At 62.0% G+C, this 255-nt stretch carries 1 protein-coding gene; it reads left to right on the top strand.

Annotated elements, in window-relative coordinates:
- A partial coding sequence (locus EU800_RS26485; RefSeq protein ID WP_129636394.1) for a DDE-type integrase/transposase/recombinase occupies window positions 1-255 on the top strand: 255 nt, incomplete at both ends.

The following is a 255-nucleotide window of genomic DNA, read 5'->3' on the forward strand; positions in this document are numbered from 1 at the left end:
GGTTCCGGGTGTTGGCCATCGTCGATGACTTCAGCCGCGAATGCCTGGCGCTGGTCGCAGACACGTCTCTCTCCGGGCTACGTGTCATCCGCGAACTGACGGCGATCACGGCACGACGCGGACGGCCTAGGAGCATTGTCAGCGACAACGGCACGGAACTGACCAGTATGGCCGTGCTCAGATGGTGCCAGGAAACGCGGATCGACTGGCACTACATCGCGCCTGGAAAGCCGATGCAGAACGCCTTTGTCGAGT

Source organism: Tropicimonas sp. IMCC6043 (assembly GCF_004146235.1).
Lineage (GTDB): Bacteria > Pseudomonadota > Alphaproteobacteria > Rhodobacterales > Rhodobacteraceae > Tropicimonas.